This window comes from Psychromonas algarum, from assembly GCF_004376845.1.
GTDB lineage: Bacteria > Pseudomonadota > Gammaproteobacteria > Enterobacterales > Psychromonadaceae > Psychromonas.
Genome location: NZ_SNUW01000005.1, coordinates 180,214 through 204,712, shown reverse-complemented (window position 1 = coordinate 204,712; position 24,499 = coordinate 180,214). Strand labels below are relative to the sequence as shown.

Annotated in this window: 17 protein-coding genes, 5 tRNA genes and 1 pseudogene; 12 read left to right on the top strand and 11 right to left on the bottom strand. The window is 36.5% G+C overall.

Annotated elements, in window-relative coordinates; all coding sequences use genetic code 11:
• Position 1: 1 nt before the first annotated feature.
• From E2R68_RS06125 to E2R68_RS06105, 5 genes are all read right to left on the bottom strand, one after another.
• Positions 2–1,024 (bottom strand): ABC transporter ATP-binding protein, encoded by a 1,023-nt coding sequence (locus tag E2R68_RS06125; RefSeq protein WP_134276611.1) that lies wholly within the window; start codon positions 1,022–1,024, stop codon positions 2–4.
• Entirely contained in the window at positions 1,021–1,809 is a 789-nt protein-coding gene (locus tag E2R68_RS06120) for an ABC transporter permease (protein ID WP_134276610.1), read from the bottom strand. The genes E2R68_RS06125 and E2R68_RS06120 overlap by 4 nt, the downstream gene beginning before the upstream one ends.
• Positions 1,799–2,419 (bottom strand): ABC transporter permease, encoded by a 621-nt coding sequence (locus tag E2R68_RS06115; protein WP_243834615.1) that lies wholly within the window; start codon positions 2,417–2,419, stop codon positions 1,799–1,801. The genes E2R68_RS06120 and E2R68_RS06115 overlap by 11 nt, the downstream gene beginning before the upstream one ends.
• 272 nt (positions 2,420–2,691) lie before the next feature.
• Positions 2,692–3,495 carry an alkaline phosphatase family protein gene (locus tag E2R68_RS06110; RefSeq protein ID WP_134276609.1) on the bottom strand — a complete coding sequence of 268 codons (804 nt, stop codon included), beginning with the start codon at positions 3,493–3,495 and terminating at the stop codon, positions 2,692–2,694.
• Between the two features lie 12 nt (positions 3,496–3,507).
• Positions 3,508–4,557: an ABC transporter substrate-binding protein gene (locus tag E2R68_RS06105; RefSeq protein ID WP_166738814.1), complete on the bottom strand. Its 1,050-nt coding sequence runs from the start codon at positions 4,555–4,557 to the stop codon at positions 3,508–3,510.
• A 211-nt stretch (positions 4,558–4,768) separates the two neighbouring features.
• Here E2R68_RS06105 and E2R68_RS06100 point away from each other — a divergent pair, with 211 nt between their 5' ends.
• Positions 4,769–5,476 (top strand): UTRA domain-containing protein, encoded by a 708-nt coding sequence (locus tag E2R68_RS06100; protein WP_134276607.1) that lies wholly within the window; start codon positions 4,769–4,771, stop codon positions 5,474–5,476.
• Positions 5,477–5,702: 226 nt separating this feature from the next.
• Here the strand turns inward: E2R68_RS06100 and E2R68_RS06095 are convergent, their stop codons facing one another.
• Complete coding sequence (locus tag E2R68_RS06095; protein WP_134276606.1) at positions 5,703–6,104, bottom strand: ATP-binding protein; 402 nt, start codon at positions 6,102–6,104, stop codon at positions 5,703–5,705.
• 372 nt (positions 6,105–6,476) lie between these two features.
• Here E2R68_RS06095 and E2R68_RS06090 point away from each other — a divergent pair.
• The 7 genes from E2R68_RS06090 (at position 6,477) to E2R68_RS06060 (ending at position 10,999) form a co-directional block, all read left to right on the top strand.
• Positions 6,477–6,553 (top strand) — tRNA-Pro (locus E2R68_RS06090).
• A gap of 47 nt (positions 6,554–6,600) precedes the next feature.
• Positions 6,601–6,677 (top strand) — tRNA-Arg (locus E2R68_RS06085).
• An 18-nt stretch (positions 6,678–6,695) separates the two neighbouring features.
• Positions 6,696–6,771 (top strand) — tRNA-His (locus E2R68_RS06080).
• 37 nt (positions 6,772–6,808) lie between these two features.
• Positions 6,809–6,893: transfer RNA gene (locus E2R68_RS06075), tRNA-Leu, on the top strand.
• Positions 6,894–7,054: 161 nt separating this feature from the next.
• A tRNA-Pro gene (locus tag E2R68_RS06070) sits at positions 7,055–7,131 on the top strand.
• 360 nt (positions 7,132–7,491) lie between these two features.
• Positions 7,492–8,091, top strand: a complete 600-nt coding sequence (locus tag E2R68_RS06065; RefSeq protein WP_134276605.1) for a class I SAM-dependent methyltransferase — start codon at positions 7,492–7,494, stop codon at positions 8,089–8,091.
• Positions 8,084–10,999, top strand: a complete 2,916-nt coding sequence (locus E2R68_RS06060; RefSeq protein ID WP_134276604.1) for a DEAD/DEAH box helicase family protein — start codon at positions 8,084–8,086, stop codon at positions 10,997–10,999. Before E2R68_RS06065 ends, E2R68_RS06060 begins: the two co-directional genes overlap by 8 nt.
• A gap of 374 nt (positions 11,000–11,373) precedes the next feature.
• On the opposite strand, the pseudogene E2R68_RS14255 reads toward E2R68_RS06060, so the two are convergent.
• Positions 11,374–11,608 (bottom strand): annotated as a pseudogene (locus E2R68_RS14255) (transposase); the annotation flags it as partial.
• 254 nt (positions 11,609–11,862) lie between these two features.
• Between E2R68_RS14255 and E2R68_RS06055 the strand changes: the two are divergent.
• Positions 11,863–13,482, top strand: a complete 1,620-nt coding sequence (locus E2R68_RS06055; RefSeq protein WP_134276603.1) for a cation:proton antiporter domain-containing protein — start codon at positions 11,863–11,865, stop codon at positions 13,480–13,482.
• Positions 13,483–13,571: 89 nt separating this feature from the next.
• Here the strand turns inward: E2R68_RS06055 and E2R68_RS06050 are convergent, their stop codons facing one another.
• A complete protein-coding gene (locus tag E2R68_RS06050) occupies positions 13,572–14,936 on the bottom strand; it encodes a diguanylate cyclase domain-containing protein (RefSeq protein WP_134276602.1) in 1,365 nt (454 codons plus the stop codon).
• A gap of 465 nt (positions 14,937–15,401) precedes the next feature.
• On the opposite strand from E2R68_RS06050, the gene E2R68_RS06045 reads away from it, so the two are divergent.
• The 3 genes from E2R68_RS06045 to E2R68_RS06035 all read left to right on the top strand — a co-directional run bounded on the left by E2R68_RS06045 (position 15,402) and on the right by E2R68_RS06035 (position 20,671).
• Positions 15,402–16,031, top strand: a complete 630-nt coding sequence (locus E2R68_RS06045; protein ID WP_134276601.1) for a discoidin domain-containing protein — start codon at positions 15,402–15,404, stop codon at positions 16,029–16,031.
• A gap of 483 nt (positions 16,032–16,514) precedes the next feature.
• Positions 16,515–18,848 carry a polysaccharide lyase family 7 protein gene (locus E2R68_RS06040; RefSeq protein ID WP_134276600.1) on the top strand — a complete coding sequence of 778 codons (2,334 nt, stop codon included), beginning with the start codon at positions 16,515–16,517 and terminating at the stop codon, positions 18,846–18,848.
• Positions 18,849–19,180: 332 nt separating this feature from the next.
• On the top strand, positions 19,181–20,671 hold the full coding sequence (locus E2R68_RS06035; protein WP_134276599.1) for an MATE family efflux transporter: 1,491 nt from the start codon (positions 19,181–19,183) through the stop codon (positions 20,669–20,671).
• Between the two features lie 53 nt (positions 20,672–20,724).
• Here the strand turns inward: E2R68_RS06035 and E2R68_RS06030 are convergent, their stop codons facing one another.
• From E2R68_RS06030 to E2R68_RS06020, 3 genes are all read right to left on the bottom strand, one after another.
• On the bottom strand, positions 20,725–22,455 hold the full coding sequence (locus tag E2R68_RS06030; RefSeq protein WP_134276598.1) for a bifunctional protein-serine/threonine kinase/phosphatase: 1,731 nt from the start codon (positions 22,453–22,455) through the stop codon (positions 20,725–20,727).
• A 59-nt stretch (positions 22,456–22,514) separates the two neighbouring features.
• Complete coding sequence (locus tag E2R68_RS06025; RefSeq protein WP_134276597.1) at positions 22,515–23,339, bottom strand: formate/nitrite transporter family protein; 825 nt, start codon at positions 23,337–23,339, stop codon at positions 22,515–22,517.
• Positions 23,340–23,720: 381 nt separating this feature from the next.
• Positions 23,721–24,452: a DUF1499 domain-containing protein gene (locus tag E2R68_RS06020; protein WP_134276596.1), complete on the bottom strand. Its 732-nt coding sequence runs from the start codon at positions 24,450–24,452 to the stop codon at positions 23,721–23,723.
• Positions 24,453–24,499: the final 47 nt, after the last annotated feature.

Sequence of the window (24,499 nt, the reverse complement as noted above, 5' to 3'; positions counted from 1 at the left end):
GTTAAGTTCCCACTGGTTGAATTTCGTTTAAGTTGAATAATAGTTCTATCTCGCTGCCTTTTGGCATCAATCGCTCAGAGGAGCGGTTTAATAAATCCACGGTTAAGACTTCATTTTCTACTTTTAGGTTATAGCGAATGATATTACCAAGTAATTGGTGAGAGATGATCTTCGCAGATTTTGGCGATGATATATGGTCAGCATAGTGCCGGCCAGCCTCTTTGATATAAATAGACTCTGGACGGATAGCGACTTTTGGGCTAGTAGTATTGATGTTAAACCAGTGTTTCGCAGTTTCACCTGAAATTAGGTTATAGTTGCCCATAAAGCTAGCGACAAATTCATTAGCAGGCTTGGTATATATTTCTACTGGATTACCCTGTTGTATTATCTCTCCTTTGTTCATTAAGAAAATTCTATCGGACATCAACATCGCTTCTTCTTGGTCATGTGTCACAAAGATAGTGGTAAGGTTCAACTCTTTTTGAATATCCAAAATTTGTTGTCGCAGATTTTTGCGTATTTTGGCATCAAGCGCCGATAGGGGTTCATCAAGCAGCAATATTCTTGGTTTTACGATTAAGGCTCTTGCTAGTGCAACACGCTGACGTTGACCACCTGATAGTTCGTGTGGGTAAAATTTCTCTTTCCCGTTTAGCTCAACAAGTGTCAGCATTTTTTGTAGGTTTACTTTGGCTTCTTTTTTGCTGCTCCCTTTCATCTTTAATCCAAAAAACACATTGTCTTCGACTGTCATATTTGGAAATAAGGCATAGGATTGAAAAACCATGCCGATTTCACGGTGTTGAGGCGATACATTAGTGATATCGACCCCATCAACGCATATTTGTCCTGCATTAGCTTTATCTAGACCTGCTAGTGTTCGAAGCAGGGTAGATTTTCCGCAACCACTTGGGCCAAGTAAGGTAACAAATTCACCTTTCTCAATATTAAATTCGATATCTTCAAAAACTGTGACATCACCAAAACGTTTGCTAAGACTATTTATTTTTACGTAACTCATTGATTATTTCCTCTGGTTAAACGACTTGCCAGCCAAGTAGATAAGAAGATGAAGGCAAAGTAGGTCATGACCAGTGCTGATGTAAAGTGACCACTGGTTTGGCGCATATTATAAAGATAGATTTGTAAGGTTTCGTAACGTGTTCCGACCAGGATGTTGGCAAAAACAAATTCACCTAATAGAAACGAAAATGATAAGAATAGGGAAGCTAGTAACCCTTTTTTTAAGTTCGGTAAAATGATTAATAAAAATGCTTTTGTGGTGGTTGCCCCTAACAGGTGAGCCGCATCGATTAAGTCTTTTAAGTTTATTGCAGTAAAGCTATTGGCAATCGCACGGTACATAAAAGGAAGAGCGATGGTGAAATACGTACCAATTAATATCCATGGCGTGCCGACCAGTTGAAAAGAACTGTTTGCGTATAATTGTAATAGCCCCACTGAAGAGACCACTGGTGGCACTGCAAAGGGCAATAAAATCAGCAGATTCATCACTTTGTCGAGTTTAGGGTAATAATAAAAAACGACAAAAATCATCGGCAATACTAATAGGGTCGCTAATAGCAGTGACGCAATACAGATAAACAATGAACGCCCGAATGCATCCAGAAAACGAGGATCCGTTAATAGGCTGCTATACCATTTAAAGGTGAAACCATCGGGCAGAATAGTCGCTCCCCAACTTGATGATAACGAATAGATAAACGTTGCTAATATTGGTATCAATAAGAGTGTTGTAATGCTGTATACAACGCCTTTATGAACAAACTGTTTACTATTTTCCATAATAACTCCGTGAAATTAACCACTGATTAATAGCAGTAATAAAGGCAAGTAGTAGCATCAAAACTACGGAGATTGCTGCTGCTAAGTTGGGCTCTAAAAAGAGATCGCCAGATACAAGACTAGCTACTCGGATGGTCACCATATTGTAATTTCCTGAAGTCAGTGCGTATACGCTTGCATAAGCACCAATCGCATTAGCGAACAAAATAATGAAAGTCCCAAGTAGTGCCGGAGAAAGAATAGGAAAGCCTATTTTTATCCAGTACCTGAATGAACTAGCACCGAGCAATGCTGCGGCTTCATAGGCATCTTTTTTAAGTGCATCAAAAGCGGGATAAAGTAATAATGCACCCAAGGGTATTTGAAAGTAGATATACAGTGTGAGTAAACCCCAACGGCTATAAAGGTTAAAGTCCTCAATGATCCCCCACTGTTTTAATAGCAGAGTGACTGCACCATTGGTGCCCAAGATAATGATAAAAGCAAAGGCTAAGGGCACCCCTGCAAAGTTACTGCTCATATTAGTAAAAGCGATGATCGCTTCTTTGATACGGCTGTTGAGATGTCGTAGAGATGAAACTAATAATGCGGCGATTAATAACCCAATCAAGCTGGACCAAAAACTTATCCATACGCTGTTATGAAAGCTTTGTAATATGAAAGATGAATTAAAAATCTCGTGGTAATTTTCCAATGACCACTTTCCTTCATAAACAAAACTGTTAATGAATACCCATATCATTGGGGCGATTTGGAACAAGTAAAAAAAAAATGCAAAGGGAATAAACCATAATATGGGCTTATAATTCGCTAATTTTGAAAAAACTCTCGTTTTTTTTATATCTTGCTTACGCTGATCTTGTTGCACGATCCTGTCGGTATTCACTTTAAGCACTCCTTAATAAAGGGTTTCGAATGTTCTAACCCCAGTAACTCACAGATCATGCCGCAAAGCTCCGTTTGTTTTATCGCATTTGCTTTATGAGTGAACTGATCACCAATTAAATAGAGTGGAACTTCACGCTCTTCTTTGAGTGTGCCACCGTGGGATTTATCGTTATTCATACCATGATCGCTGGTGATCACTATTTGGTAGCCAGCACTTATCCACTGCGGTAGAAATTCCGATAAAATAATATCGGCTTGACGCACTGAGTTACGATATTCAGCTGAATCTAATCCGTGCTTGTGTCCTGTATCATCAATATTCATCGGATGGATCAATAGGAAGTCGGGATCATATTGATGACGTAGGTGTTCACCATCAAGAAATAATGCCTCATCAGGGTAATGATCCCAATGATAAAATACGCCATGTTGAATATTCAGCTTCTCATTGTGGGTATGGCGGTCTCTTTGTGCATTGTAAGGTGAAATATTATAGAGCTCACTCACCCAGTGGTAGGCAGCTGCCGCTGTAGTTTTACCCTGTTTATTTGCCAAACTAAAAACAGATTCTAAATGCGAATTACGTGTGACATGATTGTGGACAATGCCACTATTTACCGGAGAGTTGCCGGTTAATATACATTCGTATAAAGGGCGAGATAGTGACGGTAATTCACTCTGTAAAGCGTATTGACTTGCTTTCTTGTGCTCTATTAATCCAGTTAAGTAGCCCATACAGTGTTGGGCTACTGTTAGATTTAAACCATCAAGAACAACAAGGATCACCTTATTATTCATATTAAATCTCAATTATTGTTGGTGGATTAACACGTTTTCTTGCCATGCTCGTGGTAGTCTGCGCGCAGATTTTTCCCATGCCTTAAAATCTGTGATTGGGTGAGTGGCTTTATATTGATCATTTGGGATCAGTTTTGCTTGTGTTTCAACCGGTAACGTTACGTTGGTACGAATCGGGCGTGCATAGCCGTTTGCTAAATTAATTTGTCCTGAATCACTGAAAATATATTCACGCGCAAGCTTTGCTGCATTAGGATTTTTGGCGTATTTGTTAATAATAGTGGTGTAACCTGAAGTAACTGAACCATCTTGTGGAATACCAACCGTAAAGCGAGTGCGGTCGATTTTGTCTCGGTAATTAAGCGCATTAAAGTCCCACATCACCGCAACTTCTACTTCACCTTTTTCTAAATTAGCTAAACTTGGATCCGCGTAAGAAAGGCGGCCTTGTTTAGATAATTTTTCAAAAAATTGAATCGCAGGTTTTAAATTTGACTCATCGCCGCCATTAGCAAAAGCGGCTGCTAATACGGCATTATTGGCTTGAGAAGCAACACCGACATCACCAATGGTGACTTTGTAATCACCCTCAAGTAAATCAGCCCATGTTTTTGGTGCATTTTTTACGAGGTTGTTATTAGAAATAAAAGAGATAGTTCCAGTATAAGCTAAAGCCCAATGACCATCTTTATCTTTTGCCCAATCAGGAACATCGTTCCACGTAGTCGGCTTATAAGGTTGTGTCACACCCTTGCTGGTTGCGACGCGTGCAAATGCAAAACCGACATCACCAATATCTGCCGTCGCATTATTCTTTTCAGCTTCAAATTTTGCAATTTCTTGCGCAGAGCTCATATCAGTATCTTGGTGGCTAATATTATATTTTTCTTTAAGGTCAACCCATGTGTCTTTCCAATTTGCCCAACTGTCTGGCATACCGACACTGTAGACTTGCCCCTCTTTTTGAGCCGCTTTAATCAGTGATTCCATTGATTCTGTCGCATAGACATTATGGGTGAGTGATAGTGCAAGTAAGGTGCTCGTTGTTGTAAATACTTTCATTATATTTTCATCCTTCATGGTTGGTTTTTGGACTAGTCCAGCAGTTATTTTTTTATGCTATCTGAGAAGTATTACAATTTACTTACGGAAATAAGTCGTTTTTATGACCAATAAATTGAATGCTTAATATTTAACAGGTGAATGGATTGCTTATTTTCAGTTTTGAAGTTTAAATATAGAAAGTGAATGCAATTTAATTGGACTAGACCATATGGGCGTGGCAAAGGACGTTTCGAAAGACATCAAAGCAGTTTTAAGAGATCAAATTAGTGGGAAGTTATTATTACCTTTACAAAAAATTCCTTCTGAGCGTGAATTAAGTGAGCTTTTTTCAATCACTAGAATTAGTGTAAAAAGTGCATTGGATTCATTGGAGGTGGAAGGTTTAATTTATCGAGAAGATCGAAGAGGATGGTTTGTTTCTCCACCTAGAATTAAATATAACCCCTTATCACGCTGTCATTTTCATCAAATGATAAGGGATCAACAACGTACCGCTAAAACTCAGTTATTGGGAGTAAAAAGCATGATGGCACCTAGCATTATTGCTACACTTTTAGCATTGTCAGAGTTGACACCCATTCATGTTATTGAGCGATTACGCTATATTGATGGTCGTGCGGTATTGTTTGTTGAAAACTGCCTTATTAGTCATTGCTTTCCGGATATTTTATCGGAAGATTTAGCGCAATCCCTGACCATACTTTATGCAACAAAGTACGGATTCAAAACGAATCGCTCTAATTTTGAATTTATCCCTACTGCTGCACCAGAACATGTTGCACAAGCATTAAACATACGTACTGGGCAACAAGTATTAAAAATATGCCGTGTTAATTATAACCAACACAATGACATCATTGATTGTGAATTTGAATATTGGCGAACAGATGCAGTTATGATTAGCATTAATAATTAATAGAAGCTTCGATTCAACTAATAAATGTATATTGAATAGGTAAAAAAGTGATTGGCTAAAATATGTGTTAATCCCTTATTCACCCCAATTTAATAAAAATGAGCAATAACGCTTGTAGCAGTTATTAAGATCCAGAAGATAGGTGTGCTGTCGCTTGGAATAGTTCTCAAAGGGGGACTTCACTATGTTCAAGAATACGGATTAATCTAAATCATTTATTTGAAAATTATACTTCCCATTGGCGTTTCATCTTTTTAATTGTCGCTTCTGGTACTTGATGTATATTTTTGTATTTTCCGTGACAGGTTTGGATAATTAATTTTGCATTATATTTTTTAGCAAGCAAACGATAATATTTGAGCTCCCATTGTTTTACGAAGGTATTCGAAACGATAACATTTATATTTTGCTGCAAATATAATTCACATTGTTGTTCACACCATTGATGGGCTTGTTTAAGCTTATTAGGAGCAAATTCATATTCCCCCTGTTTATTAACAAAAAACATATCTGCTTCAAGATGAGCACATTCATTTAGATAATTATTTAGCAAACTTCTCGCTAATGTACTTTTCCCGCTTCCTGGTAAACCACGAATAAGTGTCAGTGTTAATTCATACAAACTCATCACCTTAATATTTAATTTAATAACCTAAAATAAGAGTTCTAGGGCAAGATTTAATATTACCAAATGTTAAACCTGCCTGATATATATTCTAGGTTCATAAGATTTATTGAATAAAATAGATCGATATTAAGACAAACCGTTTAATTATTCAGCAAGCAACACAATATCTACAAATAAAGTTTGACGATCTCCGAGCAACTCAGTAATATCTCGCTCCGTTGATAAGCATTAATGTTTCAGCGGTTTAATAATAAGTTTTACTTTTTATTAAACATAACTTGGTGAAGTACAGTTTGATAGTGCATATCCAATGCTTTGTGAAAGAGTTGAACCAGAGGGTTTGACCCGTTATTACAAAGCACAAAAAATACTCGGTGATTAGCGCAGCTTGGTAGCGCATCTGGTTTGGGACCAGAGGGTCAGAGGTTCGAATCCTCTATCACCGACCACATTTAAAAACAGTGATTTGTCATTGTAAGTAATAAGTCCTGCTTTTGCGCCCTTAGCTCAGCTGGATAGAGCAACGGCCTTCTAAGCCGTAGGCCACAGGTTCGAATCCTGTAGGGCGTACCATTTTTAAAAAGTATAGTGGCGGATGTAGCTCAGTTGGTAGAGCCCCGGATTGTGATTCCGGTTGTCGCGGGTTCAAACCCCGTCATTCGCCCCATTTTTTAAAAGTAAAATGAGTAAAAGTTTAAATAGATGCGGAAGTGGCGGAATTGGTAGACGCGCTAGATTTAGGTTCTAGTATCGCAAGGTGTGAGAGTTCAAGTCTCTCTTTCCGCACCATTTAAACAACAATATCAATTAGTTATTTTCAACCCAAGACTAATAAAGATATTAACAATTTCGGTGATTAGCGCAGCTTGGTAGCGCATCTCCGGTGTTTTGGATAAGAGTTGGACCAGAGGGTTCTGACCCTTGATTTTAAAATACGAATTAAAATATCTCGGTGATTAGCGCAGCTTGGTAGCGCATCTGGTTTGGGACCAGAGGGTCAGAGGTTCGAATCCTCTATCACCGACCACATTAAGAAAACCGCTTTATGCTTAAACGCAAAAGCGGTTTTTTTTTGTTTAAAATTTACAAATTTCTTCGTTTCATACGTCCATTCCCTCAGGAATACTTACTGTATTATCGCTAAGTATTTAAGGACTAAAATTGAGTTTTTAACTTTTGTGACCAATTTGTGACCAAATTGCGACCATCAACAGTTTTATATGGTTTGTGAGTAGGTTTTAAAATATCAATTTAATATAATATGTTTTAAATTTAAGCACAGACTAAAAATAATTAATATTTTTAAATTTTTTGAATGTACTTTTAATTTTCTAATCGTGTCATAGCTAAGTAATATTATTTAAAAAATAAACTGAATTAAGAATTTATGAAAACTCTCAACGCTCAATATTATTCCTCGAATGCAAAATCATTTTATGACGCAACTGTCGATATTGATATGACTGCTTTATATGATGAATTTTTACCTTTAATTAAAAATAACGGTTTAATACTGGACGCTGGATGTGGTGCTGGTCGAGATAGTAAATTCTTCATTGAACATGGATATGAAATATGTGCATTTGATGCAAGTAAAGAGTTAGCATCTTTAGCTTCCAAATTAATAAAGCAACCAGTGCAACAAGCCTTATTTCAAACCTTTGAAAGTAGCATTAAATTCGATGGGATTTGGGCTTGTGCTTCTTTATTACATGTCCCAGAAGATGAGTTATCCAATGTAATATCGAAATTTGTTTCACTATTAAAAGAGTCAGGCGTTTTTTATTGCTCTTTTAAATTAGGACGAGAAGAAGTTATTCGAAATGGTAGGGTATTTACCAATGTAGATGAAGTCAGTTTTGGGCAGTATATTACGGGGAAACCTATTGCCATTGTTAAACAATGGAGAACGGGAGATCTGCGAGAAGGGCGTGAATCCGAACAATGGTTGAATGTGATTTTACGCAAGGACGTTATAAATGAATAAAATTCTTTCATCAAGCCTACTACTCGGGGATTCACAACTGACAACGGGTGATGAAGACCCACTATTACCTAAATTAATACACGCTATCAATCGTGCAGACGAAATTGAAATAACTGTTTCTTTCATTCAAAGAAGTGGTTTAACTTTATTATTTGAGTCTTTAAAAGATGCTCTCGTTAATAATTGTCAGCTAAAAATATTAACCTCTGATTATCTTGATATTACAGATCCTATCGCTCTAAGAGAACTCATGCCACTTGTTGATAGAGGGGCTGATATTCGTATATATCAAAGCGATAATCAACAAAGTTTCCACATGAAGTCTTATATTTTTGTAAAGACTAAAGTGAGTTCATCGACTGCGGAAGTGACTGAGGGTTGTGCTTTTATTGGTTCAAACAATATTAGTAAAAGTGCATTAACTAACGCTCATGAATGGTGCTATCGTCATGATTTTAACTTACCTATAGACTCTAAAGAGGCAATCACTTTTAATGCTATTCGAGAGGCATTTTCTGCTATTTTCTCCCATTCTAAAGTAAAGACTTTGACTAATGAATGGATCTCCGATTACTTGCAACGTAGACGGGTGATGAAATTTGTTAATATCAATGCTCCAAGTGTTCAACTAGAGCCTACCGAACGCGCAACGCCTAGTAACATTCAATTAGAGGCGTTACAGGCTTTACAGATAACACGTGAAGAAGGCTACCTCAGAGGTTTAGTTGTTTTAGCAACAGGCATGGGTAAAACATGGTTGTCTGCTTTTGATGTAAAACAGGTGAATGCAAAAAGAGTTTTATTTGTTGCTCACCGAGAAGAGATTTTAATACAAGCTCAAAGAACGTTTGCACAATTATTACCAACTAAAAAAACTGGGTTTTATAAGGCCAATGTTAAAGATCAAGAAGCTGAATTGCTTTTTGCTTCTGTACAGACAATTGGCAAAAATACACATTTAAATCAGTTTACAAAAAATCATTTTGATTATGTCATTGTCGATGAATTTCACCATGCCAGTGCATCGATTTATCAAAATTTACTTACCTATTTTGAGCCAAAATTTTTACTCGGATTAACGGCAACACCTGAAAGAACGGATCAAGCAGATATATTGGGTTTATGTGAAAATAATTTAGTCTACGAGCGTAATTTAACGCAAGGGATTGATGACCAAATATTAGTGCCTTTCCATTATTACGGTATTTGGGATGGTAGTGTCGATTATACGGCTATTCCATGGCGTAATGGCCGATTCGATCCCGATCACCTCGAACACCAATTTGCGACTCAAAAAAGGTTTTTGCATATTCTCCATCATTGGGAAAAGCATAAGCAAGCAACGACTCTCGCTTTTTGTATATCAACAAAGCATGCTGACTTTATGGCGGATAGTTTTATAAAAAAAGGGATCAAAGCTGCATCGGTACATAGTCAATCTACCGTTCGCCGTAATGATGCCCTTAATCAACTAGCGAGTGGAGAACTAGAAATTCTCTTTTCTGTTGATCTGTTTAATGAAGGAACCGACTTACCTGCTATCGATACGATTCTAATGTTACGTCCTAGTGATTCTAAAATTTTATTTTTACAGCAATTAGGGCGTGGTCTTCGGTTATTTGAAAATAAATCACACCTTGTAGTTTTAGACTTCATCGGAAATCATCATTCATTTTTAAATAAGCCTGCTGCTTTATTGGGGAGTGGGTCAGTACAAGAAACCTTAGCTAAATACAAAGATCCTACTTTGAGTGAAGGTTGTTATATTAATTATGACCTTGAAATAACTGAATTTTGGGAAGTGTTAGCTAAACAACAACGTACAAATGCTCTAGAAGATTATCAGACACTTTATGAACAACTTGGACATAGGCCAACAGCATCAGAGTTCTTCTTAGCGTATAGTGATTTAAAGAAAGTAAACAAGCAATATGGTAGCTGGGTTGAGCTTATTATTGAAGTTGAAAAACATAATATGACTCATCAACTATCAGATAATCATGTAGCGTTTATCACCTCTGTAGTACAAACAACCAGTATGTCCAAATCCTTTAAAGCTATCTTGTTGAAAGCATTTTTACGATTAGATGGATTTGCAAAACCACCTTCACTTGAAGCGTTAAGTGCTGAAAGCTATCGAGTATTAAAACGCTATCCTCATTTGTTCGAAACAGAGTTACCAAGTAAAGAGCGTCAGAGTGAAGCGAATAGTAAAGTATGGCTTAGCTACTGGAAACGTAATCCAATAAAAGCCTATGCAACAGCCAATAAAAACACAAAAACATGGTTTTCCATTATCGATAATAAATTTGTGGCTAATATTCACATTGCTGAAAATGATAAAGACTACTTTGAACATTGGGTGCAGGAATTACTGGATTTTAGACTATTAGCATATAGACATCGAGATACTGTTAAAACGGCAATTGAAGACTTATCTGAAACGCTTATTGAAGCAAATAGCTATGTCGAAAGCTATGTCGAAAATAATGTAATACAACTCGGCTTCTATCCTGATATAAAAATAGCATGTGGTCACTTTAAAACTGGAGATTCTTCACAAGTTGAATATAAGATCGCGCCAGAAGGACATGGACATTTAGATCCCAAGAGACATTTTTTAGCGTACGCAACAGGTCATTCTATGAACGGTGGTAAACATCCAATACAAGATGGTGACTTGCTTTTATTAGAGCTCATTACACCGGATAGCGCAGGCTCTTTGCAAGGACAAACCATAGTCATTGAGAATCATGAAATGACGGGCGATGATCAGTATCTATTACGTGATGTCAAAAAATTAAACGATGGACGTTATCAGTTGATCGCTAAAAATAGCGATTATCAAGCTATTATTGCAAGTGAAGAGATGAAACCGTTAGCGAGATTAAAAGCGGTTGTCAGTTAATGATTCAATATAAATATTGAATCATAAAATTTGAGCCCGTTTAGAAAATAAATAATTCTTTTTGGTGTTCTAGTACTAAATCTATATCTAAACATGTGTGATCATAACAATATTATTGATTTAAGAATCAATTGCTTAAGTCCCTCGTATATCGCTTCATTACTCAACTGTGTGACCTAAGTTACACAGTCGTGAGTTATCTTTAACTGCAATGATAAGAAAAAGTGGCGAGTTGAATTACTCCATTGAGAACGCTCAGTTTTCGTTATATTAATAGTTACTTTCAGCTAGTGAGGTTGGTGTTAGCTATGAAACTATTCGTCAGTGGTGTAAAAAATATGTCTCAATTTACTGCTACCAAATAAAATATTCTGGTCAAGTTCAAACGCCCCATCATCAGTGATAATAGTTTTGGTTGATGTGCCGTTACGACTGTTAGTAGAAGATGATTTACGGTGCTTAGAGTAGAAGATGGTCGTCTAACTCTGCATTTAAGGCAGCTTCAACGGTTATCTTGGTTAGCATCTGGCTAAAGTTAGTGAGGTCTTTTTCTGTTTTTAATGTTTTAGCGGCTTCACGAGCAAACACTTCTAATTGCTTTTGATCCATAACTGCTTATCCTTTTCCAAATAGTAGGATTATAAATAAGCAGTTACACAGTTTTATTACAGTCTCCAAAAAAGTTTTTAAAGTAAGATGGCCTCATTTGTAACATAGGATTGCGATGCTGCGATCTGTATGATCTTCCCCCAACTTACTAGATTATGAAGTTGTTTTTTCATTCTTTTTTTAAAAAAAGAGTGTAAGAAATGTGACCTACGTTATATATTGGCTGTCACAAGCTACTCATTATAAGGATCATAATGGACTCGATACTTATCATTATTGCTATCTCATTAGCTATCGCGAGCATTATCAACATAGTGCTTACAAAATTCTCTATTTCTCATATTGTCGGTTACATTATTACTGGCACCATTATTAGTAATATCTTCGATTTTAATGGTCATTCCGATCTTACGTCTCTAGAGCTCATTGGTGAATTTGGCATTGTCTTTTTGATGTTTACCATTGGTTTGGAGATGTCTTTTAATAAATTAAAAAGGTTAAGAAAGATCATTTTCATTAATGGTTTTATTCAGGTTGTGGTTAGCTCCATACTGATATTTTTAATTACCTTTTATGCGATTAAATTGGATATGACTTCTGCAATTATTATTGCATTGGCTTTCAGTCTTTCTTCTACGGCAATTGTGGTGACTTACCTTAAAAAATCTAAAGATATTGTGACACCCTATGGTGAAAAATCAGTGGCGATTCTCATCTTTCAAGATCTTGCGGTTATTCCGATTTTGTTATTGATTGGTTTTTTAGCTAAAGAAGGGTTGTCAGTTGGGGATGTTTTACTTAAAACCTCTATTTATGCCTGTTTAGTGATTGTGTTTATGTTTACCTTGGGTAAAAAAATCATTGAATGGTTATTACACTTTTCAAGTCGCGCAAGAATGGAGGAGATGTTCTTAGGCTCTGTATTAGCCATTGTTTTATGTGCTTCTTTACTCGCACATGAGATGGGATTTACTTATTCTTTAGGTGCATTTATTGCGGGGATGATCATTGCTGAAAGCCAGTTTCACGTGAAGGTTGAGTCTGATATTGCTTCTTATAAAGACCTGTTATTAGGCGCCTTTTTCTTTTCTATCGGTACTAAAATAGATGTGCTGTATTTCTTGAGCCATTTGCATTTTGTTGCGGCTGTTTTGGTTGCTACTATGTTGATTAAAGCTGTTGTTGTTTATTGTTTAATTAGAAGAGAGTCTAACAAAAGTGATGCACTTAAAGCAGCATTAGCTTTGTGTCAGGTGGGGGAGTTTTCCTTTGCTATTTTTGCATTAGCTACAAGCCAAAATATTATCTCTCAGGAGTTAGGTGGATTTCTTATTTTGGTGACTGTGTTATCAATGATTATTACACCATTTATGGTTAACAATATTTATAAATTGGCGGCGTTATTTGTCACTGAATTCTTTGAAGCTGATAAAATTACGCCGGTGAAAATTGAGCAACATATTATTATTTGTGGCTTTGATACTTTAGGTAGAATTGTGGCCAAAGAGTTACAAAGTAAAAATAAAAAGTTCTTAATTATTTCTGATAACTTGCAACACGTGCAATTGGCGAGAAGAAGAGGTTACAGCGCTTATTTTGGTCACTTAGATAAACAACCTGTTTTAGAGTCATTAAAAGTTGAAGCCTCAACAGGAATTATTTTAACGGTGAACTCAATTCGTAATATTCAAATTATTTGTGAATCGGTATTAGAGTATTACCCTCAAGCAAACCTGATTGTAAAAGTGAATACCCTGGAAGAAAAAGAGGTGTTATCTGATCTCGCTATTAGTTCTTTTGTGCATGCTCAATATGAAACGGCTTCGCTTTTAGTGAAACAATGTGAACAAAAACGAGAAGAGGTTGCTTCTTAATGAAAGCTTAAAGGTGTGCGTCTTTTGCTTTGAAATTATCAAAACTGACTTTAATTGCTGAATATTTTAAAGTCAGTTCTGTCTACAAGTTATAATTTACTTTCTTCAGGCTTGACCCTATCTGTTTTACGACGCCCCTGGTTTTTTTGTGCATACATTGTTTTGTCAGCACTTGATAATAATTTTTCTATTGTATCTATTTCACCTTCAAAAATAGCTGAACCAATACTTAATGAAAGTGGGATCTCATGGTCATGCCAAAAAAACTGTGTGGATTTAGTTGCTTCTCGGATCTGATTGATGAAGGTTTCAACCTGTGCATTATTTTCTACATTCTCAAGTACAATTAAAAACTCATCACCACCATAACGTGCAGCGGTGCCATGATCTTTTGTTTCTGAGGTTAATAAATTTGCAACGTATTTAATAAATTGGTCGCCAGCTTCATGTCCTAGTTTATCGTTTATTTTTTTGAACCCATTGATATCAATGTTTAATAGGGCAAAAGAAGCGTTACTATCTGCCGTTAATTTTTTAAGTAATTGCATGATATGACGACGATTAGGTATTTTAGTGAGTTCGTCTTGCAGTGTGAGCATCACTTTGTATTTATAATCTCGGTATAGCAACAGCAGTAAAATATATAAAAGCAACACCACAATAAAAGAGATGGTTAAAAGTATATTATTGATTGAGTGGATCTCTTGCAGATTACTAACCTTTATTTTGGCAGCCATTGTCCATTGGCCCGATGGCAGTTGAATTGGGTACTCTATATCAGGTTGTTCAAAAACACTTTTATCGCCATAGAAAACATGAGTACTATTGTCATCAATATTATGTTTCATTAGCGCGATGTCAGCATTCTTAAAATCATTTAAACCTGTTTCAGAAATTAGTAAGTCAAAGTCTATAACAACACTAAGGACTCCCCAATAATCGTTATTATCGACAAAATTTGAAAAAATAGGGAAGCGAGCAATAAGGCCCGTTCCACCTTGAAAAAGAGTTAAAGGGCCGGCAAGATAAACTGATTTTTGTTGTTTAGCATAGAGTACGGTTTTTAATTGTGCGGGACGTGTTCTGTAATCAAAACCAATCGTTGATTCATTTCCTTTTAATGGATATACCTCAGTGATCACGTTATCAGTTGCGAGACCGATGTTACGAATATATTTGGTTTTATCTAGTAATTTTTTTCCTAATTCAGTCCAATTATCAATTGCATATTGAGGATCTAAACTCACTATGGTTGCCAAACTATCAGAGATATAGGTTTCCGTTAACACAGCGGACTCTAGGCTAAAGCGGATAATATCTAATTCTTTAGCAGTACGAGCTTTTTCATGTTCTGTTTCATGTTCAATAAAATGTTCTCTTGCACCCCAAATTGTCATTGCAGCAAGTCCCCAAAATAATATTGAGAGGATAATAAACAGGGCTTTGTTTCTCATGTTAACGCCTTTTATTGATATTATTTTGTACTTAGAAAATAGAACAAAAATTTTCAAACATCTATTGTGTCAAAAATGAAAACCTTAATTTATTAGTGTAATTAACAACTATCTTCCTGTCCTATTATTTACGTTCTTATTGTTGGTTTAGTGATCTCTTTAGGGTTTATGTGGTTGTTTTGTATGAAATGTGAACGTTTGTGTGTAATGATGGATTAGTGTTATTCGCAAAAGATCACAATTTTATATTCAACAGGTTTTTATATGCATCAAACTGAGATCTAGTTTAGAATATCTGAAAAATCACCATTATTTACTCTTCAAGGTAAGGTAAGGTAAGGTAAGCAAGCGAGGGTTAAAATAAATTACCATGATATGATTTACTGGATATGAATCTAATTTCGATACTCCGTTTTTAATCTGCATTAAGACATTCAACATAAAATAATATTATTAAGGACTCCAATGAAACATGGAAAATTAAGTCTGTTAATTACGACTTCAGTTGCTATAGCATTAGCTGGTTGCGCTGCAACAGCTACTCCTCCCAAGGCTAAAAAAAGCGGACCTGTACTGATCACTCCAAATGGTTATGTTAAAGCTTACGGTCCAAGTAATGAGAAAGGCACTGAAGATATCCTTAAACCAGTTGGCATTTTTTCTAGTCAACATGATGGGCATAAACCTGATGCATTATTTGATGGCGATCTAAATACTCGTTGGTCTTCTAAAGGTAATAAAGCTTGGGTCGTTTTAAACTATGGAAAAAGTGTTGAATTTAATGCTGTACGTTTAGCTTTCCATAATGGTAGTGAACGTATTAGTCGTTTTGACATTGAAGTGAGTGAAGACGGTAAAGGCTGGACTAAAGTTGTGACAGCGGGTGAGTCTTCAGGAAAAACATCTGATTTTGAACGTTTCCCATTTGTCACTGTTAAAGCTCAATTTATTAAATACGTTGGTTACGGCAATACACATAATCAATGGAATAGTATTACTGAGTTCAATGCTGTTAATTGTAAGGTAAATACCTGTTTAGCTTCTGAGTTAATTAATGGAGATACTCCAGCAGCCATTGACTCTGCCGTTAAATAGCTCTCTTTGAACTCATTGTTACTCTGAGCAGTAGCAATGAGTTCATTTTAAGTACTCTTTTTGTAATACAATTTAATCACTTATTTTTTTATTTCCTATTTTAATCCACTGTTTTTTTTGTCAAAAAATAATGCCTTCCTTACGTAAATTTATGGTTTTTCATACTCGTTTGTTAGCAATTATTTAAGGTTAATTACTTCGTTTTTGTTGTTTATTGTTTGCTTTTCCTTTTGTTTTAACCCATTTGAAACCGTCTGTAACGCCTAATAATTGGGCATAAAACATCTGTTTTGCATTTACAGATCTACTTTTTGAGGAATTTAGGTTATGAAATTGAGATCTAGTTAAGACTTCCTGATAAACCCACTGACAGGAGGGAAAAAGTTCATGTAATCTATTTGTAGGATTAAAGTATTTATCAGCTTGATAGTTACGCTCTAATTCGCAACTTTAAATCACAAAATAATATAAATAGGGACTCCAATGAAACATGGAAAATTAAGTCTATTTTTAACCTCGTCTATTGCTGTGGCATTAGCTGGATGTGTTACTACTAGCGGTCCAACAGGACCTATCAATGAAAAAGGCTCTGAACCGTACCTTGTACCAGTTAAAGTGGTAGCAAGTTCAAACGATGGTAATGGTCCAGATCGTCTAATTGATGGTGACATTCAAACACGTTGGTCTGCAAATGGCCCAGGTGAGACTGCTACTTTAGATTACGGCCTAGTATCTGAATTTGATGCTGTGCGTATTGCATTCAGTAAAGGTGATGAGCGTTCTACTAACTTTGATATCGAAGTAAGTGAAGATGGACAAACTTGGACTCAAGTTTTATCTGGTCAAAAATCTTCTGGCAGAACAAACACTATTGAACGTTTCCCATTTACAGCTCCTGTTAAAGCGCGTTACGTTAAATACGTTGGCCAAGGTAACAGTAAAAACTCATGGAACAGTGTTACTGAATTTAACGCTGTAAACTGTAAGATCAACACATGTAGTGCTCTTGAGTTTATTAATAGTGATTCTTTAGCTGCGCTTAAAGCTGCTGCTCCAACAGTTGAATTAGAACGTAACGATAACCCTGCAACTTCTCTTAATAACTGGAAATTAACTGTTCCAGTAACAAACGAAGGCTTATACGGTGCTAAAGCAAAAGACGCTGCTGCATACTATAAATTGCAAGGTACTAAAGCGACTTCTGCTGGCGAAATTTTACCTCGAGGCTGTAGCTTAGATGGTTCTTCACTTTCTGATGCAACTAGCAATGATTACTTCAAAGTAGATAAAGCTGGTTGGCATTTCCGTACTCCACTAGATGGCGGTACAAGTACTCCAAACTCTACTTACATTCGTACTGAATTACGTGAGTTAACAACTGGTTGGAAAGCGTGTGATGCAACACCTTTAGCAAACTGGGCTTACGGCGGTACACATACATTAGCTGCTACATTACAGCTAAATGAAATCCCTGAAGCACCATTGAAAAAAGATGGTAAATCAAAATCTGATCCTAAAGTTGTTTTAGGTCAAATCCATGCACATGGTATCAATGCTGCAACTGCTAAATTAATGTGGGAAGGTGCTAATAAACCTGTTCGCGTTATCTTAAACAAAACGACTGAAAAAAGTGCGTTCTCTGTTAAGTTAGGTAAAATTGCAGATCCAAGCCAACCATGGGTTTACATCATCAAAATGACTGATGATGGTATTGAACTATCTGCTGGTGGTGTTACTAAGAAACTTAAATTTGGTGAAGAGTTAGATAATGCTTGGAAGAAAGAAACATTCTACTTCAAAGCGGGTCTATACCCACAAGTTTATAAAGCTGGTGGTGGCGCATTTGATGCAACGTTCAAGAAAATCCACATAAGCCATGTTCCAACTGCACCTAAAATTGAGTTCTTACCACTACCTTGTGACTCAATGAAGTGTACAACTAACGTTGCTCTAACATCGCCGAAAATTCCAGCGATGCCAAAACCTGGTAACAAACCGTACCAAAACATTGACCTAACTAGCTGGTACCTATCTATCGCAACTGATGCTGATGGAAACAAACGAGCTGATAACGTTCAAGAATGGGATCTACTAGCGGGTTACGAGCATCCAGAACTGTTCTACACAGCTGAAGATGGCGGTTTAGTTATTCGTTCGTACATCAAAGGTGTTCGTACTTCTACTAATACTAAATACACTCGTACAGAAATGCGTGAAATGTTACGTAAAGGTAACAAAGCTTACGCAACTAAAGGTGTTAATAAAAACAACTGGGTATTCGGTAGCGCACCTGATGCAGACAAAAAAGCTGCTGGTGGTGTAGATGGTGTTCTTAACGTAACAATGAAAGTAGACCACACTACAACGACTGGTGTTGTACACCAAGCGGGTCGTTTCATTATCGGTCAAATCCATGACCAAGATGATGAGCCAATTCGTCTGTACTACCGTAAACTTCCTAGCCGCGATACAGGTACAGTTTACTTCGCACATGAAAATACTTTAGAAGGTACTGATGATTACCATGATTTAATTGGTGGTTTAGACGGTATTACTGATGACGGTATTGCATTAGGTGAAGTTTTCTCTTACCAAATCAAAGTTGTTGCTAACGAGTTAACTGTTACTGTTTCTCGTGAAGGTAAGCCTGACGTTGTTAAAGTTGTTGACATGAGCGAGAGTGGATACGACAAAGGTGGTAAATACATGTACTTCAAATGGGGTGCTTACAACCAGAACAACACTGGTAACCCAGATGACTATGTACAAGCTACATTCTACAAAGTTACTGCAACTCACGATGCTCCAATGAAATAATCTTCATTCGCTAACGTGATTTATTAAAGCCAGCTTCTGCTGGCTTTTTACTTTTTATGACTTTCTTATTACCTACTTAGTAAAATAAAATAAGTCGCTTCAATTATTTTACTTGTTGACCCTGCCAATTGAGTAACTGGAGCAGCTATTAGGTCAATTTCCCTCTTGAATTGAACTATTTTTTCAATACAAAATTTAGATAACATATTTAATGTAATCAGCATAATGTGATTGCTATAATCTATTTATTATCATTGCTATATCCTACATAGTTGTTACATTCTTTTTTTAAAATTTTAATTCATCATTCAGTCTTCAATGGAAATCAGTTAATGGCCAAAGGGAAGTTTGTAAGCGGCAACATCTTTAAACATATTATGGTGATGTCATCAACAAATGCGGTTGGTTTAACGGCATTGTTTTTAGTTGATCTTGCCGATCTATTTTTTATTAGTTTATTGGGTGAAGCAGAATTAGCCGCTGCAGTTGGTTATGCCGGTACTATTGCCTTTTTTACAACGTCAATCAGCATTGGTTTATCGATCGCGATGACGGCATTAGTGTCAAAAGCGATTGGTGAACAGAACCGTGAAAAAGCACGACGATTGGTGATTAATATCCTAGTAACAGGCTTTATTATCGCTTCATTTGTTGCAGCTTTAGCTTGGTATTTTAGTCCTGAACTCGTTAGTTTAATTGGTGCTCAAGGCGAAACTCATGATTTAGCGGTAGGTTATCTACGTATATTGCTACCTTCAATGCCAATATTGTGTATTGCAATGAGTGCTGGTGCTGCACTGCGCTCCGTTGGTGATGCTAAACGTGCTATGTATTCCACCTTAGCGGGAGGCGGGGTGAATGCAGCTTTAGATCCTATTTTTATTTTTGCATTAGGCCTAGGTTTGCACGGTGCCGCTATTGCATCTGTCATTGCTCGTTTTGTTGTGGCTTGGGTTGCCTTATATGGTGTTTCTCATACTCATAAATTATTGGGTATGTTTAATTACCAAGCTTGGTTAGCGGATCAAAAAGAGATATTTAAAGTTGCTTTCCCTGCCATGAGTACCAATATTGCAACACCTGTTGGTAATGCTTATGTGACTATGATGATTGCGTCTTTTGGTGATAGTTATGTTGCGGGTTGGGCGGTTATAGGGCGTTTATTGCCTGTGGCTTTTGGGATGATTTTTGCTATTTCAGGCGCTGTTGGACCGATCATGGGGCAAAACTTCGGGGCATTATTATTTGATAGAGTCAGGCTAGCAAGTAAACGAGCGGTGCAATTTACTACCTTTTATGTGACTGTTTTAGCGCTACTGATTTATTTACTACAAGATCAAATTATTTTCTTATTTGGTGCAGAAGGTGATGCTGCGACTATGATCAGTTTCTATTGTACTTGGTTATGTATTGCCTTTATTTTCAATGGATTATTATTTATATCTAATGCAACTTTTAATAATCTAGGTTACCCGACCACATCAACTGTGATGAATATTGGTAAAGCAACTGTTGGCACTATTCCTTTGGTCTATTTTGGTGGTCAGTGGTTTGGTGCAATAGGTGTAGTGGCAGGGCAAGCGGTTGGCTCTGTCATGTTTGGTTTGATTGCTTATTTTTGGGCAAGACGTGTACTGGTAAATTTAGGCAATGAAGCAAAAGTAGAAGAGCAAGAAGAAGATGTTAATTTAAGTTCTGCGTTGCCATTAACACCTTTTTTATCAAGTCGTGCTTATATGTGTGCTGATGCTGACGAAAGTATTTTAGAAGAACAAAAAAACCAACCCAATCAACTCAATACCCATCAAAAAAATGGTAGTTAATTATACCAAAAACTGTAAATCGTTTATCTATTTCATGTGATCGGTATTATTTATTAAGCGACTATTTTGTAAAGCAATAAAATAATAATAGTCGTTAATATACCTGAAAGGCTTTTCCAAAATAACACGGGATCCCGTTTTAATAATGGAGGTCGAATATCATTTAAAAACTCTTTGCTAGGATGTCGTAATTCATACAAAAACTCAGATAGTTCATGATAACGATGTTCCGGATTTGGATTTAATGCTTTCCATAATGTGTCATCTAACCAAGCAGGAATTTCACGTTCTTCATCTAAAACAGAACGGTAACGTAAACGTTTTTGTGCGGCTTTTGTTTTGCTTTTTGCTACTTCGGCACCAAAGGGCAGTTGTCCGGTTAGCATTTGATAAGTAATAACACCTAATGAAAAAATATCTGCATTACTGGCACCTTGTTCACCTAAAAAATATTCGGGAGCTGTATATTGTGCGGTTCCTAAATTTTCTTGCTGAATAATAGGTGAGCTAATTTCCATTAAGCCAGCTACTTTAGTGGATCCAAAATCTATAATTTTCACTATGCCATTATGATCAATCATGATGTTTTCTGGACGGAGGTCTTGATGGATCATTTCTTGACGATGAAATGCTAATAAACCTTTACTGATTTGTTCAACAATTCCTCTGACCGTTTCTAAATCAGGTTTAGGGTTATCGATCATCCACTGTGTTAAGGTTTGTCCTTGAATAAATTCTGTTACCACATAAATGTAATTGCGTTTACGTGTTTGTACACATGGTTTTAATACATGTGCATTATTAATACGACGTGCTACCCATTCTTCCATTAAGAATCGTTCTAAATAAGCAGCGTCTGAAGCTAAATCAATGGATGGTGTTTTTAAAACAACTTGCTTTTGAGTGTCAATGTCGATGGCTAAATAAATATGACTACGACTACTGTCATGCAGTGATTCTATTATTTGATAGCCATCAAATTCCATTCTCGGTTCTAAAATAGGCGGGAAAGGAAGCTCAGTTAAACGTAAATAAACTTCATCAACGCTTAATTCTGGTAGGTCATCTACTTTTATGATTTGTATGGTGAGGTTGTCATCACTACCTTGCTTAAGTGCATTTTCTGCAATGTTTTCACTTGCAAGCTGCAAATTGGCTATGTTTTCATTAATTTGTTCAATGATAAAGTTAGGATCATTGAAATCATAAATACCATCTGTTGCGAGAATAAAAATATCGTCTTGTTGTAATTGTAATGTTTGGTAATCAATTTCAAGCTGTGCACTAAACCCCATGCCGCGACTAAGGTAATGTTTATCTTCAGATACCCAATGGCGATGATCTTCTGTCATCAGTTTTAATTCATTGTCACGTAACAGATAAATACGCGAATCACCGATATGAAATACGTGAGCAGTGGTGGATTTAATAATGATGGCACTAAAGGTACAGATGTAACCTTTATCTTTATCGAAACGTTGTTCACTTTTTTGCGTTTGGGAATGTAACCAAGAGTTATTGGCAATTAAGACTTGCTGTGCAGACTTGTTAACCGACCAAGTTTCAGAAGTACAAAAATAATCCTCTAAAAAGGAGCGCACACTTGCTTCACTAGCAATTTGGCTTACGTCACTACTACTAATTCCATCAGCCACAGCGATAGCAATACCTTTAGACGTTAAAAGTGGTTCATTGGGAATGTGGATCCCATGGCTGTCTTGGTTGACTGCTTTAACACCTTTATCTGAATATTGCCCACTTGAAATTTGTAGTTGAGACGCCATGCTTTGCTCCTATCAAAAAAGCCTCGCATGTGCGAGGCTGCTTATTTCTATACAAAATATTAAGCTACTTTTTTAAGTACTGCTCTTTTAGCACCTGTTTTAACGTGTGTTGTGTAAAGCGTTAAACCTGTGAATGCTAAACCACCAACTAAGTTACCTAATACAGTTGGGATTTCGTTCCAAATTAGGTAATCCATCATAGAGAAGTTACCACCCATGATAATGCCTGATGGGAATAAGAACATGTTTACCACTGAATGCTCAAAGCCCATGTAGAAGAACACCATGATAGGCATCCACATTGCAATGACTTTACCGCTAACCGTAGTAGAAATCATTGCACCAACAACACCCATTGATACCATCCAGTTACATAACATACCGCGAATGAAGATAGTAAACCAACCCGCAAGACCGTATTCTGCGTAACCTAATGTACGAGACTCACCAATTGTTGCTATTTTTTGACCTACGGCACCAGGTTCAATTTCAAAACCATAAGTGAAGATAAACGCCATCATGCCAGCAACAAGTAATGCACCTGCGAAGTTACCAACAAAAACAAGTCCCCAGTTTCTTAGTACACCAGCAAGTGTTACACCCGGGCGTTTATCAAGTAATGCTAATGGTGCTAATACAAATACACCTGTTAAAAGGTCAAATCCCATTAGGTATAACATACAAAAACCAACAGGGAATAACATAGCTCCTGCTAAAAATGATCCTGTTTGCACGGCAATTGAAATGGCAAACACAGCTGCTAGTGCGAGTATGGCTCCGGCCATGAAAGCACGGATCAATGTATCACGCGTAGACATAAAGATTTTTGATTCACCTGCATCTACCATTTTGGTTACAAATTCTGAAGGGACTAAATAAGACATAAAAATTCCTTTTTCATATTAATAATTTAATTAGTTGTTACGTGGTTAACAAATCTGCAACATCCGTTCCAACTTTCTAAATTACCTTTAACATATTGATAGGTAAGGAATATTTAATTTAATTGTAAATTTCTATTTATTTGCACTTATCAGAATGCACAGTATTGGTGCAATTTCAGAGTCGCACGCATTCTTTTTGTTAATTTTCAGATGATTAGGTAGGGCAATAAAATTAATAATGATTTGTAACTGTATGGTATTGCTATGTAGTTTTGTCGCGATGTTGTGCTGAAACTTTATAGTAAAGTAGCAATGATAGATGTTAATAATATCCATGAACAGCAATGATGGTGAACATGGATATTAGTTATTTATCTTGCTTTAACGATTAAACTGTTCAGTAAATTCTTTGATGCGTTTTGCGTTGACACCTCTATCACCGCGTCCAATACGTGAAACACTGCGGATATCAATACGACTATTATTTTGTTGAGTGGTTATTTTAACAACCACATCATCTGCAAAATTAAAGAAAGGTGTTCTGGCTGTTGCCTCGAATTTAAGTAAGTTTAAATCTTGATTGACGATTAACCAGTCCATATTTTCAGCTATTTTTATTGCTTTAAGATAAGCCTGATCTGGTGCTAATTCTGAAATAATTGGCTGAATATCAGGAAAAGCTTTTAACTGTTGTACTGCAATCTCTTGACCTGCATACACTAAAGTATTTTTAGCGCCAGCTCGACTGTCTGTTAAGAAAGTAAATTGTGGTGGGTTTTGTGTGTCACTGGTTATATCGTGAATAGGTGGGTAGCGTACCGGCGTTGTTATTAAACTTAACATAGTGGGGGCTAAAATTATTAAACCCAAAACTAATGCAATAAGTGATTTTACGGTGTTTTTTGATTGTTTGTTTTTTAAAGCAAGAAACAAAGCAATGACGGCAATGATAATAGTACAATAACCTAATACATTGTTGTAATTGCGGCTTGCGGCAAATCCAACGATAGGTTCCCATAATCCCAGTGATGACCCAAAGACCATGAGTGCAGCGCCGGTGATACAAATTAATGCCACAATCAATGCGCTATTACTTAAATTAAATTTTTTCATAAACTTCCCTTTATATGAATTTTTTATTGAAAATACTGTTTAGCTAA

What these genes read in the sequence shown, in the direction of transcription:
- E2R68_RS06065 (WP_134276605.1), top strand. Translation starts at nt 7,492, where the DNA reads ATGAAAACTCTCAACGCTCAATATTATTCCTCGAATGCAAAATCATTT.
- E2R68_RS06120 (WP_134276610.1), bottom strand. Translation starts at nt 1,809, where the DNA reads ATGGAAAATAGTAAACAGTTTGTTCATAAAGGCGTTGTATACAGCATT.
- E2R68_RS06110 (WP_134276609.1), bottom strand. Translation starts at nt 3,495, where the DNA reads ATGAATAATAAGGTGATCCTTGTTGTTCTTGATGGTTTAAATCTAACA.
- E2R68_RS06030 (WP_134276598.1), bottom strand. Translation starts at nt 22,455, where the DNA reads ATGGCGTCTCAACTACAAATTTCAAGTGGGCAATATTCAGATAAAGGT.
- E2R68_RS06025 (WP_134276597.1), bottom strand. Translation starts at nt 23,339, where the DNA reads ATGTCTTATTTAGTCCCTTCAGAATTTGTAACCAAAATGGTAGATGCA.
- E2R68_RS06125 (WP_134276611.1), bottom strand. Translation starts at nt 1,024, where the DNA reads ATGAGTTACGTAAAAATAAATAGTCTTAGCAAACGTTTTGGTGATGTC.
- E2R68_RS06045 (WP_134276601.1), top strand. Translation starts at nt 15,402, where the DNA reads ATGAAACATGGAAAATTAAGTCTGTTAATTACGACTTCAGTTGCTATA.
- E2R68_RS06060 (WP_134276604.1), top strand. Translation starts at nt 8,084, where the DNA reads ATGAATAAAATTCTTTCATCAAGCCTACTACTCGGGGATTCACAACTG.
- E2R68_RS06095 (WP_134276606.1), bottom strand. Translation starts at nt 6,104, where the DNA reads ATGAGTTTGTATGAATTAACACTGACACTTATTCGTGGTTTACCAGGA.
- E2R68_RS06050 (WP_134276602.1), bottom strand. Translation starts at nt 14,936, where the DNA reads ATGAGAAACAAAGCCCTGTTTATTATCCTCTCAATATTATTTTGGGGA.
- E2R68_RS06105 (WP_166738814.1), bottom strand. Translation starts at nt 4,557, where the DNA reads ATGAAAGTATTTACAACAACGAGCACCTTACTTGCACTATCACTCACC.
- E2R68_RS06100 (WP_134276607.1), top strand. Translation starts at nt 4,769, where the DNA reads ATGGGCGTGGCAAAGGACGTTTCGAAAGACATCAAAGCAGTTTTAAGA.
- E2R68_RS06040 (WP_134276600.1), top strand. Translation starts at nt 16,515, where the DNA reads ATGAAACATGGAAAATTAAGTCTATTTTTAACCTCGTCTATTGCTGTG.
- E2R68_RS06055 (WP_134276603.1), top strand. Translation starts at nt 11,863, where the DNA reads ATGGACTCGATACTTATCATTATTGCTATCTCATTAGCTATCGCGAGC.
- E2R68_RS06035 (WP_134276599.1), top strand. Translation starts at nt 19,181, where the DNA reads ATGGCCAAAGGGAAGTTTGTAAGCGGCAACATCTTTAAACATATTATG.
- E2R68_RS06020 (WP_134276596.1), bottom strand. Translation starts at nt 24,452, where the DNA reads ATGAAAAAATTTAATTTAAGTAATAGCGCATTGATTGTGGCATTAATT.